6 protein-coding genes are annotated in these 12,548 nt (G+C 44.9%); 4 read left to right on the top strand and 2 right to left on the bottom strand.

What is annotated here, in order from left to right:
- Positions 1 to 5 precede the first annotated feature (5 nt).
- The 3 genes from C6Y39_RS15820 (at position 6) to gorA (ending at position 4,658) form a co-directional block, all read left to right on the top strand.
- Entirely contained in the window at positions 6 to 1,679 is a 1,674-nt protein-coding gene (locus C6Y39_RS15820; protein WP_105932258.1) for a sensor histidine kinase, read from the top strand.
- A 73-nt stretch (positions 1,680 to 1,752) separates the two neighbouring features.
- Positions 1,753 to 3,057, top strand: coding sequence for a response regulator c-di-GMP phosphodiesterase, NosR family (gene nosR, locus C6Y39_RS15815; protein ID WP_105932209.1), 1,305 nt, complete (start codon positions 1,753 to 1,755; stop codon positions 3,055 to 3,057).
- 251 nt (positions 3,058 to 3,308) lie between these two features.
- Entirely contained in the window at positions 3,309 to 4,658 is a 1,350-nt protein-coding gene (gene gorA / locus C6Y39_RS15810) for a glutathione-disulfide reductase (RefSeq protein WP_105932208.1), read from the top strand.
- A gap of 157 nt (positions 4,659 to 4,815) precedes the next feature.
- On the opposite strand, the gene C6Y39_RS15805 is transcribed toward gorA, so the two are convergent.
- Positions 4,816 to 7,011, bottom strand: coding sequence for a molybdopterin oxidoreductase family protein (locus C6Y39_RS15805; RefSeq protein ID WP_105932257.1), 2,196 nt, complete (start codon positions 7,009 to 7,011; stop codon positions 4,816 to 4,818).
- A gap of 259 nt (positions 7,012 to 7,270) precedes the next feature.
- On the opposite strand from C6Y39_RS15805, the gene C6Y39_RS15800 reads away from it, so the two are divergent.
- Positions 7,271 to 10,606, top strand: coding sequence for an amidohydrolase family protein (locus tag C6Y39_RS15800; RefSeq protein ID WP_105932207.1), 3,336 nt, complete (start codon positions 7,271 to 7,273; stop codon positions 10,604 to 10,606).
- A gap of 71 nt (positions 10,607 to 10,677) precedes the next feature.
- Here the strand turns inward: C6Y39_RS15800 and C6Y39_RS15795 are convergent, their stop codons facing one another.
- Positions 10,678 to 12,222: a hydroxymethylglutaryl-CoA reductase gene (locus tag C6Y39_RS15795; RefSeq protein WP_105932206.1), complete on the bottom strand. Its 1,545-nt coding sequence runs from the start codon at positions 12,220 to 12,222 to the stop codon at positions 10,678 to 10,680.
- Positions 12,223 to 12,548: the final 326 nt, after the last annotated feature.

Below are 12,548 nucleotides of genomic sequence, written 5' to 3'. Positions count from 1 at the left end.
TGAGCATGAAGTTTTCATTACGTACAAAAACTATAGCAGGGGTAGCATTTATAGCAGCCTTATTGCTTTTAGTACTACTCGTTACTGTGTTTCAACTGTTAAACGACCTCGTCGATAACAATGTAAAAAAATCTGCCGACACCACAGTGTCACTCTTTGTTTCGACAACCAAGAACGCATTTTTAAGTTATGACTTAGCATCGCTTGATGCCGATGTCTCAGAAATACTGACCAACCCCAATATCGCCTATGTAAAAGTTAAAGATAAGGATGGCAATGTATTTGTAGAAAAAGGCAATCAAGAAGCATTAAGCCGTGATTTTATTGCCGATAATTCAGTGTCAGAAGCTGACGATGGTATTTATGATACTCGCGCTCCAATTATGGTAGGCAACACGCTTTACGGGTATGTAGAAATTGGGTTGAACATAGCTTCAGTTACTGAGTCAGTGTCGCGAGTTAAGAGCTGGACTGTTACGCTAGCGCTACTTGAATTTATCTTAGTTGGGCTCTGTTCATACTTACTTGGCTCATTCCTCATGTTGCAGCTTCGTCAATTACACGAGGGGGCGAGACACTTAGGCGATGCGGTCAAAAGCAATAATTACAAAGAAGTGTTTGTACCTGTTCGTGGTAGAGACGAATTAAGTGAATTGGCCGAGGCATTTAACCAATTGGTTGAGCGCTTAAAAGAAGAAAATGAGCAAAGACAACGTGCGCAAGACGAGTTGAAAGAACTTAACACGTTACTTGAAGAGAAGGTCCAAGATAGAACTTCTCTTTTAAACCAGAAAAACTTCCAATTACAGGAAGCAAATAAAGACTTAAAAGAGACCCAAGTTCAGTTGCTACAAGCGGAAAAAATGGCTTCAGTGGGTCAGTTGGCAGCTGGCGTGGCGCACGAAATAAATAACCCTGTTGGCTTTGTTGGTAGCAACATAGCCACGTTGAGTGAGTATGTTGCTACGTATCAAATGATTTTTTCACAGATAAATGCAGCGCTTGAAGCAAAGGATGAAAAAACCAGAAACACTGCGCTTAGCGAGCTTGAAAAAATGCTAGCCAATCAGGATATGGCGTTTATTAATGAAGACATATCAGAACTATTGGCTGACTCGCAAGAAGGGCTTCACCGGGTTGCCGAAATTGTTAAAGGACTTAAGTTGTTTTCGCGCGTTGATAGCGACCAAATGCAACAGCATAATATTAACGACTGTGTTCGTACCACGTTAGCCATGGTTAACAATCAACTTAAATATATTTGCACTGTGGAGACCCATTTGGGCAGAGTGCCAGATGTAACAATGAACGTGGGCAAAATTTCACAGGTGATTACGAACCTATTAATCAATGCGGGACAAGCGATTGAAGCAACGGGTAAAAATGGAAGAATTGTTATTACCACTTGTACGGTGAACAACTTCGTTGAACTTCGCGTAGAAGATTCAGGATGCGGGATTCCAGCTAGCCATCTAGATAAACTTTTTAACCCGTTCTTTACCACCAAACCTGAAGGTCAAGGTACAGGGCTAGGCCTCTCTATTTCATTTGGTATTGCACAGGAGCATGGAGGGTCGCTTTCTGCAACTAGCATTGAAGGTGAAAGCAGTACGTTTACTCTTATGCTTCCTATTGACTCTGATGCGTCAAACAACAATAGTGAGGGAGAACACGAATAATGGGCGAGTTATCAGTGATTTTATGCTCTGCTTTAAACAACAATTATAGTGTCGTGCAAAAGGATTATTATTTATGACAGAGCCTAACGCAAAAGCAACAACCTACACGGTACTATTTGTTGACGACGAGCCCAACATACTCCGTGCGATAAAACGCGCGCTATTTACCATGGATATTACATTGCTTCTTGCAGACAGCGGTGCAAAAGCCTTGGAGCTAATGAGTCAAACCGAAGTTCACGTGGTTATTTCTGACATGAAGATGCCACAGATGTCCGGTGCTGAGCTATTAGAGCAAGTAGCCATTAATTACCCTGAAACGTTTCGTGTTGTACTCACCGGCTACGCAGACATAGAATCAACTATCAAAGCAGTAAACCAAGGCAAGATTCATCGCTATTTGCAAAAGCCTTGGGATAATCAAGAGCTAATCGCAGTCGTTGAAGAAGGGCTAGAAAGGGTAAAATTAAAAACCGAAAATTTACGCCTTCAGAAACTGACTCGACTACAGAATAAAAAGTTAAGGGATGTTAATGCATCCCTAGAACAAGTTGTTCAAAAGCGCACGCGTCAAATAAAGGCCGCCCTTAACAAGATTGAAAAACACAATATTGCGATGGAACAGGTGCTTTTTAATGTAATTAGTATTAATCCGAACATTGATGGCAAGTTCGCTATTGAAGTAAGCGAACTTGCCTCAAAAATTGCGCGCATCGCGCGTTTTGAAAAAGATGAAATAAAGAACGTTCGCTACGCGGGCCTGATTTGTGAATTGGGGCTTTTAGGGCTAGCAGCTGAAGACTTTAAGGCGCCATTTTCGAAACTTAAGTATCAGCAGCAACAAAATTACTTGTCGCAAACTAAGCAAGCGGCGCTGATCTTAGCGCCAGCTCACGAACTTAACCAAGTTTCAGATATCATTGAGTTTCAATTTGAGCACTACAATGGTTCAGGGCTTTACAATAAAGTCGCCAAAGAAATTCCAGCTGGAGCTCGCATACTCGCCATAGCGCGTGACTATTGGCGCCTTGTGACTGGCCGCATGAGCGGTATTGAGATGAGCCCCCGTGACGCAAAGCTAGAAATGAAAAAGCACCGAAATACCCGCTACGATGGTGAGTTTCTTGACCTTCTTTTAGAGGCGGAAGACGTAACGACGTCTAAATTGCTGTCCACCTCGTTGAAAGCGTCACAGTTAAAGTCTGGAATGATTTTGGCGCAAAACCTTTATAACGATAGCCATATACTGATACTCCCTGAAGGTCACGTACTTAGCGATGCAACAATACAAAAACTGATTCAGTTTGAAGAGGAACGCGGTAAAGCGTTCAGTATTCAAATTGAACCAGAAAACCTTTCTGCACCTATAAATAGCTAAAGTAAATAAAAGGCTATTAGGCAAAGCGAGATAGTAACTTACATAAAGTTTATCTCGTTTTGTCTTTTATTCAGTTAAACGCATCCCCATTGATTATTTATCTGAAATTCCTTGAAGCAAGTTCCGGTCTCTAGAATACTATTCTATATGATACGCACTGGCGTCAACGTTGCTTCGCGAGCGAACCTCATCAAGGCATAGAAAATTTTTAGAGGTTTGTACTCGTCTAACCCACAAAAAAGGCTTTTTGTATGACACATTTTGATTATATTTGCATTGGTGGTGGTAGTGGCGGTATTGCCTCTGCCAATCGCGCGGCTAAACACGGTAAAAAAGCCGCCATCATTGAAGCAAAAGACATCGGCGGAACCTGTGTGAATGTTGGTTGCGTCCCCAAAAAAGCCATGTGGTACGGGGCCCAAATTGCAGAAGCCATTCACCGTTATGCGCCAGAATACGGTTTTGACTTGTCGGTAAATCACTTTAGTTGGGACAGTCTTATTGCTAGTCGCCAAGCCTACATTGAGCGTATACACGCATCTTACGACCGTGTACTCACTGCAAATGACGTGACGCTAATTCGCGGTTTTGCCAAGTTTATCGATAACAATACGGTAGAGGTAAACGGGGAAAAGTATACCGCTGACCATATCACTATTGCCGTTGGCGGGCGCCCAATTATTCCAGATATCGAAGGTGCTGAGTACGGTATTGATTCCGATGGTTTCTTTGCCCTAAAAGAGCAGCCAAAGCGAGCCGTCGTTGTGGGTGCAGGTTACATAGGGGTTGAGTTAGCGGGTGTCCTTCATGCGCTAGGTACTGAATCACACTTGGTCGTTCGCAAACACGCACCACTTAGAAATTTCGACCCCATTATTCATGAAACCTTGGTAGATATGATCCACGCTGAAGGCTGCAAATTACATGACCATGCCAGCGTGGAAAAAGTAGAAAAAGCTGACGATGGTGAGCTTTCAGTGCATTTGACCAATGGCGAAGTGATAAAAGCCGATTGCCTCATCTGGGCCATTGGCCGTAAGCCATCTACCGACAACATTGATATTGAAAACACTGACGTTGAGCTTAGTGATGACGGCACAGTAAAAGTGGATAAATATCAAAATACCACAGCGAAAAACGTTTACGCAGTAGGTGATATTACCGGTGAAGCCGAGCTTACTCCGGTGGCCATTAAAGCAGGTCGTCTGCTCAGTGAACGCCTGTTTAACGGCCAAAAAGATGCACACATGGATTACTCGCTCATTCCTACGGTTGTCTTTAGCCACCCGCCTATCGGTACGATTGGTTTAACAGAACCTGAGGCCATTGAGCAGTATGGTGAGGACGATATTAAAGTGTATACGTCAAGCTTTGCGTCTATGTATACTGCAGTGACTCGCCATCGTCAGATGACCAAGATGAAGTTGGTGTGCGCAGGTAAAGATGAAAAAGTAGTGGGCCTACACGGTATTGGTCATGGCATGGACGAAATTCTGCAAGGTTTTGCTGTTGCAATTAAGATGGGCGCAACGAAAGCTGACTTTGATGCATGCGTGGCTATTCATCCTACCAGTGGCGAAGAGTTTGTTACGATGACGTAATATTTCTTATTCGCATGGCGTGGTAGCTGATCACAACCTATCAACTCATGTCGCGCGCTTTTTGCTAGCGCTATTTTTGCAAACGACATTGCTCTGATTTCAAAACCGGCTTTTGATTCACAACAAAAGCCGGTTTTATTTAAGGTGCCCCTTTTTCCTAACTTACTTTTTCAAGTTCCACCGGCACGCCATTTAACACCGCATTTCCGGAAAGCTCATCTACCAGCAGATCATCGGTAAGAATATTCGTATTAACGCCGGGGTGCTGGCTTGCGACCGATAGCTTAATACCTTTCTTATCATGCCCCCACCCATGCGGAATAGAAATTACGCCGGGCATAATCGCATCTGTAATTTCAGTCTCTATTTGTAGCTGCCCCACGCGAGACCGCACGGTTACTACATCTCCATCTTTAACATCGTGTTTATCCGCGTCCTCTGGATTTATCTGCAAAGTGCAGCGATTGTTGCCTTTGACCATTCTCGGGCTATTGTGAAGCCATGAGTTGTTGGTTTTTATATGACGTCGACCAATGAGTACCAGCGAGTTAGGCTCGTTCTGCTCGTTAAAAAAGTGAGCATCAACCCTTTCCAAGTCCGCCATAAAATATTCAAAGTCTAAATGTATTTTTTTATCTTCGTGAAAAATTGCGTGCGGTAGCGCGCTTTGCAGCGGCCCTAAATCGATACCATGAGGATGCGCTTTCAACGTCTCTAAAGAAAGCTTATACCCAGCATTTTCACCCTCTCCATTTTTCCCGTACATTCCTCTTTTTAAGAGGTCGTCAACCACGCCTTTAGGCTGCTTTTCCCATAGCGATGGGTAGTGGTCCGTGCTCTTTCCGTTTAGTGCATCTAGTCGCTGCGCCAAAGACAGATAAATTTGCCAGTCGGTTAACTGATCTTCGTCTATTTCCACTACTGCTTCTGAGTATTTAGCAAAATTTCGTACTGCGAAATTATGGAAAACGACATCGTAATGATCCCGTTCAAGGGCAGTTACCGGAGGAAGAATAATGTCTGCATGGCGAGAGGTTTCAGTAATGTAAAAATCAACCGCTACGGTAAATTCGAGAGTGGAAAAAGCGCGGTCGAGTTGCTCGGCATTTGGCGTTGTAACTACTGGATTACCTGCGCCAATTACCATGGCTTTAATTTGCCCCTCGCCTGGGGTGAGGATTTCCTCAGCCAAACAGGCTACAGGATACTCTCCAGCGAAGGCAGGAAGTCCGCGCACCCGTGATGTAAAATCACCCATACTGCCTTTGCCTGACACTGGCAGGGTATCAGCCGCTGGCTGAGTAAACATCATGCCACCGCGCTTATCTAAGTTTCCGGTGAGCATGTTAAATAGCATAATTAGATATTGCGTTAGCGTACCAAACGCTTGCACGCTCGCCCCCATTCTCCCATAACAAGCGGCCGATTCTGCCTCGCAGAAGTCGGTAACAAGCTGAGTAATCACACTCGCTGAGATTCCCGTGTGCTCACTCACTTTTAGTGGCGAATAAGGCCTAACGTATTTTTCTACTTCGCTGATATCTTCAGCGTAAGGCTTTAAGGCATCTAAGTTATACAACTCCCTTTCAAACAATACGTTAAGCATAGCGAGTAAGAGTAATACGTCACTGCCAGGGCGGATAAAATGATGCTCGCAACTTAAGTCTGCAGTCTCGCTTCTTTTCGGGTCAATAACCACAATTTTTCCGCCCCGGTTTTGAATACCTTTTAAGCGCTTTTTAACGTTAGGCACAGTCATAATGCTGCCGTTTGATGCCAGCGGGTTACCCCCAATAATCATAAAGTGCTGCGTGTGGTCGATATCAGGAATAGGAATTTGCGACATATGGCCGAAAAGCCTGCGGCTGATAATATGATGCGGCAGTTGATCAACTGATGTGGCAGAGTAACGATTATGGGTCTTCAGCGCGCGATAAAAATAGGGGCCAAAAAGAATAGAGCCCATGTTGTGCGCATTGGGATTTCCTAGATATACACCTACCGCATTGTTACCGTGAGTCTGTTGAATGCGGTGCAGGTTATTAGCAACTAGGTCGAAGGCTTCATCCCACCCGATCTCTTCCCAGGTACTGTCTTCCCAGGTGCAGTCCTCCCATTTGCCTTCTTGTCCTTCGAGTTTTACTCTTTTTACAGGGCGCTTTAAACGGTCAGGATCATCATATAAGTCTTTGAGCGCACTGGCTTTCGGGCAAATGTGCCCCTGGCTAAATGGGTTATCTTTATCCCCTTTTATTGACAGTATTTGACGGCCTTTTGTCGCTACTTCAATGCCACACATTGCTTCACAAAGCGTACAAGTAGAATAATGAATTTGTTGTTCAGCGTCGCTCACGGTTATATCCACACAATTCGTTGTTAATAGCTTGTTACGAAATTAGCGGCTATTGCTGTAATAGACAAGCATCATTGACAGTGATGAAAGGATAACTGAACGTTAAAATTATACCTACAATCGCATCAGCTAAATTAATCTCGCCCGCTTTGCAGTAAGATTAACTTCAAATTTACAAATGAAGGGTACAAACCAGTAAGTGAGTTCATGTACTCTGATGCCGACAGAAAATAAATAACAAGCACTTGGAAACATTATTATGATAACAACAAAGAAAAATTTGCTAGCCATAGCGCTGGTAAGCGCGTTGGGCTTAAGTGCAGCACCTATTGCATATGCCCAAAACGACGGTGAAGAAAAGACAGAAAATGAATCTGAAAAGTGGGACGTTAACAACCCGCCTTATGCATTAAACGAAGTTACTATCAAAACCAATGAAACCACGTGGTCTAGCTTAGACGTGGCGCCAAATGGCGAGTTTATGGTTTTCGACATGCTCGGCGATCTTTACAAAGTGAGCACAAAAGGTGGTGATGCGACGCCACTTACTCAAGACTTCGCGTGGAATATTCACCCTTCCATTTCTCCTGACGGTAAGCAAATTGCGTTTATCTCGGATCAAGATGGGTTAAGTAACGTGTGGGTTATGGATATTGACGGCAGCAACCTTCGCCAAATAACCAAAGAAAAAAGCAATCTCATACACTCACCTAAATGGAGCCCCGACGGCGAATATTTAGTGGTAACCAAAGGCATTATGTCTAGCCGCAGTATTCCAGCAGGCGAGATTTGGATGTATCACAAATCAGGTGGCGACGGACTTCAAATTAAAGCCCGTAACAGCGGAAAACGCGACCAGCAAAACATTGCCGACCCTGTATTTTCTCATGACGGTAAGTATATATATTTCACCGAAAACACCGTTCCGGGCGCCCGTTTCGAATATAATCGCGACCCGCTAGAAGGCATTTTTGCTATCACTCGCTACGATCGCGAAACCGGCGAAGAGAGCCGCTATATTAGCGGTACAGGCGGTGCCGTTGTACCCACACCTTCACCAGACGGAAAATACATTGCTTTCGTGCGCCGTGTTAAAGACAGAACAGCGCTTTTCATTAAAGACATAAAGACAGGGGTAGAAACTCCGCTTACGTTGGAACTTGAGCGAGATATGCAAGAAGGCTTTGGCTCGGAAGGCTATTTTGCTTACTTCGACTGGATGCCAGACAGCAGCAAAATTGTATATTGGACAGGTGGTAAGTTCCACACTATCAACGTGAAAGACAAAACCACCAGCACCATGGACGTAACCGTTGAAGGCACCGTGAAATATGCAGATGCCCTGCGCTTTAACGTTGATGTAGCCCCTGATGAATTTGACGTTCGTATGATTCGCTGGTCGCAAATGTCGCCGAACGGTAAAACCGTACTCTTCCAAGCGTTAGGTAAACTTTATGTGCGCGACGTGAAGTCAGGCAAAATTAAGCGTTTAACTAAACAAAACGATCACGACGAATACTATCCGCGTTTTTCTAACGATGGAAAGTCGATTGTTTATACCACATGGAATGACCAAGAATTAGGCACTGTTCGCGTGGTATCTGCCCGTGGTGGTAAAGGAAAAGTCATTACCCAACAGCCTGGTCACTACATTGAGCCTTCGTTCTCTGCCGATGGCGAAAAGGTGGTTTTCCGCAAATTTACTGGCGGCTATTTACTCGACCCTAAATACTCGGTTGAACCAGGTATTTATGTCGCGGACCTTAAAGAAGACACGGTAGAGAAAGTCTCTGATGGCGGCTATAACGCGCATTTCGCGGGTAACGACGACAGGGTTTACTTCACCGAGTCAGCGGGCGGCGAAGCGTACTATGAAACGCAACTTTCAAGCGTTAACCTTAAAGGCAACGACAAGCAAACTCACCTTTACGGTGCGGATAAGGTAAGTGAGTACAAACTTTCTCACGATAAAAAATGGGTCGCGTTCGTATACCAATTTAAAACCTATGTGGCGCCGTTTGTAGAAAATGGTAAGCGCATTACCATTGGTCCGAATATGACGTCACTGCCGGTAACTCAGCTCTCAAGTCGCGCAGGTGAATACCTAACGTGGTCGCCTGACAACAAAACCCTTAGCTGGTTTAACGGCCCTACGCTATTTAGCCGTTCACTCGATGAAGCCTTTGCCTTTGTTGACGGCGCAGCAGAAACGTTGCCTGAGCCGGTAGCTGAAGGTATGGATTTGTCGTTCACCACTAAAGCTGACAAGCCCTCTGGCTACAAAGCGTTGGTTGGCGGTAAAGTGGTCACCATGCGCGACGCCGACAATACCCAAGAGGTAATTGAAGATGGCGTGGTGCTCATTAAAGACAATCGTATTGAAGCGGTGGGTAAACGTGGCGACATCGCTATTCCTGAAGATGCTATGCAAATAGACACCTCAGGTAAAACGATTATTCCAGGGCTTGTTGATGCTCACGCGCACGGTTCACAGGGCCGCAATGAGATTATTCCTCAGCAAAACTGGAGTCAGTACTCGAATGTGTCGTTCGGTGTAACCACCATTCATGACCCTTCAAACGATACAACGGAAATTTTCGCTGCGGCTGAATTACAGCGTAAAGGCGATATTGTTGCGCCGCGTATCTACTCCACCGGCACTATTTTATACGGTGCAGAAGGACTAGGTTATAAAGCGATTATCAACAATTATGAAGATGCATACTTCCATGTAGAGCGCTTGAAAGAAGCCGGGGCTATCTCGGTGAAAAGCTACAACCAGCCCCGTCGTGATCAGCGTCAGCAAGTGCTGTGGGCAGCAAAAAATCAAGAGATGATGGTAGTGCCTGAAGGAGGCGGTAAGCTTCAACAAAACCTGACTATGCTGGTAGACGGTCACACGGGTCTTGAGCACAGCATTCCTGTGGAGAAAGGCTACAGCGATGTCACTCAGCTATGGAAAGCCACGGAATTTGGCTACACGCCGACCTTTGTTGTTTCTTACGGCGGCATGATGGGTGAAGAGTACTGGTACGACAAAACCGAAGTGTGGAAGAACCCGCGCCTTCTTCGCTATACCCCGTCAACTATTTTAGATAGCCGCGCGATTCGCAGACCTACTGCGCCAGAAAATCAGTATAACCATCAAAACGTAGCTAGCTACGCCAAAGAACTTCGAGATAATGGGGTCAGTGTACATATTGGTGCGCACGGGCAACGCGAAGGCTTAGCTGCTCACTGGGAACTGTGGATCATGGAGCAAGGCGGCTTTACCCCTTGGGAAGCGCTACGCGGTGGCACGATTGATGGCGCTAAACACCTAGGAATGGGCAAAGACCTTGGCAGTATCGAAAAAGGTAAACTTGCTGATCTGGTCGTGATTGATGGCGATGTACTTAGCGATATCAGAAAGAGTGAATTCGTAGAATACACCGTACTCAATGGCCGCGTTTATGAGTCAGCGACCATGAACGAAGTGGGGAGCAAAGAAAAACGCAAACCGTTCTTTTTTGAGCAAGACAATGCCACCTTTATGCCGCAGCAAACCGCAGATGAAGTTGAAGCGAAAGCGCACCACTATCATTGGGAGCATTAATTAACGCTAGCTCTCAGCATAAGGGCTTCATGATTTGAAGCCCTTTTTACTACGAATTTATTTCTATCAATCTATCTATTTCGCCCGTACTGTTCGTGAGACGATACCCAGTCTGATGAGCTTATTGCTGATGCCAACGATATCTCCCCAGCTAGCACAACCGAGGCTACAATTTCCGCAAATTTATACACGCGATCTCGACCGTAACAATCGAGGAGCTCTAAACACTCGCGCTGCGTACCGATACCTGTACCGCCGCCATAGGTGGCCACAATAAGAGAAGGTATTGTGATGGAGACATACAAGTCTCCGTCTTCAGTTAACTCGGAATACATTATTGCTGCCGACGATTCAGACACGTTTGCCACGTCCTGCCCTGTGGCAATGAACATAGCTGTAATGCCGTTTGGCGAATGAAGACCCGTATTATTCACACCAGACAAGAATGAACCAACACCGGCAACTCGACCGTGATAGTCAATCTGTTTAGGCTCTACACGCATCACCTCTAACAAATGTTCACGCTTAATTGTTGCTTCGGCAGTAACGCGCTTACCGCGAGTGCGCATGATATTGATCTGTGATGCTTTCTTATCAGTGGCGAAATTGGATTCAAGATAAAAATTCTCTATCCCTTCGTAGTGGTCCAAGATCCACCCGCAGGCAGCGAAAGTGGCCCGGCCTACCATGTTCTGACCTGCTGCATCACCCGTCTTAAAGTTAAAGCGCAAAAAGGCGAATTTATTAGAGAGGAAGTGATCGATATAGGTAAGATTTGCAATACTTGATGTTGCTTCAGCTTCTTCCTTTATTTTCTCGAAATTCTTTTTGACCCACTTAACAAAGTCTCTGGCGCCTCGGGCATTTTCAAAAATGAATACTGGCGCCCGCTGCATAGCATCATCCACTACCGTAGCCGTTACGCCGCCGCTCATATTGAGCAATTTCATACCGCGATTGTACGATGCTACCAATGTACCCTCGGTAGTTGCCAGCGGCACGACAAACTCCCCCTGAGCATGTTCGCCGTTTATTTTCAAAGGCCCTGCAATACCAATAGGAACTTGAGCCACACCAATGAAATGCTCAATATTTCCTTTAAGTGCCTGTGGGTCGATGGAATACTTACCTACATGGTCAATTTTTTTGCCCGTCGCACTTTCGAAATACTCTTGGCGTGTTTTTATAATGCTCTCACCATAGTCATCCATGTCGTCTCGAGGAATAAACGCACTGCGTTGTCCTGGTGCCGTTATATTATCTTCCACCTCAAATTTGAGCTTTCCGAAAGGGGATGCAGAAAAACAAATGCCTAGCTTTCGCTTTTCCGGACAAGGTGCCTCGTCGATGTCTAAATGCACGGTTATAGTTTGACGCAAACCAAAGGGTTCTCCGCCTGATTTATTCAATGCGTCTACTGAAATGCAGGAATCGGGAGTAAGTTGAAGTGAAATTTTTTCTTCGGGAATTTTTTCGCCATCGAGGGATATCCATTTCACCTCTTTGATGGTTGCGTCTTTTAATCTGTTTTTTAGAGAAAAAGAGAGGCCTTTATCCGTCTTGGTCAGACTTGCGCGTGTGTAGAGTTGTTTCAAAAGTATGCTTGGCACAAACATGAGACTTCCTTCTATTTATTCTTACCGTGTTATTTTCATATTCCTTTGTTTTTTATAGCACATTCTTTATACAGATCTATGACTTCTTTTTATTCGCTTGCTAATTCTTTGCGTCATATCAACCTTTAAAATCGAGCCAAGTACATTTAAAAATGGGCCAAATCTCAATAAAACTTGCGCTCTAAAAATATAGACCTCTCATAAAATTCATTAACTTAGCCGCCCATCTAAAGTGAACACCGTCACCGCAGTAACGATGACCACTAGGTATCTGGTAGCACAACAAAGGAGGCATCACGGATTGCGATGCCACGGATGAATAGCCA

The sequence above is a fragment of the Alteromonas gracilis genome (genome assembly GCF_002993325.1).
In the GTDB taxonomy this organism is placed as follows: Bacteria; Pseudomonadota; Gammaproteobacteria; order Enterobacterales; family Alteromonadaceae; genus Alteromonas; species Alteromonas gracilis.
This window is presented reverse-complemented; position numbering and strand designations above follow the sequence as displayed.

What these genes read in the sequence shown, in the direction of transcription:
- C6Y39_RS15795 (WP_105932206.1), bottom strand. Translation starts at nt 12,222, where the DNA reads ATGTTTGTGCCAAGCATACTTTTGAAACAACTCTACACACGCGCAAGT.
- C6Y39_RS15800 (WP_105932207.1), top strand. Translation starts at nt 7,271, where the DNA reads ATGATAACAACAAAGAAAAATTTGCTAGCCATAGCGCTGGTAAGCGCG.
- C6Y39_RS15820 (WP_105932258.1), top strand. Translation starts at nt 6, where the DNA reads ATGAAGTTTTCATTACGTACAAAAACTATAGCAGGGGTAGCATTTATA.
- nosR (WP_105932209.1), top strand. Translation starts at nt 1,753, where the DNA reads ATGACAGAGCCTAACGCAAAAGCAACAACCTACACGGTACTATTTGTT.
- gorA (WP_105932208.1), top strand. Translation starts at nt 3,309, where the DNA reads ATGACACATTTTGATTATATTTGCATTGGTGGTGGTAGTGGCGGTATT.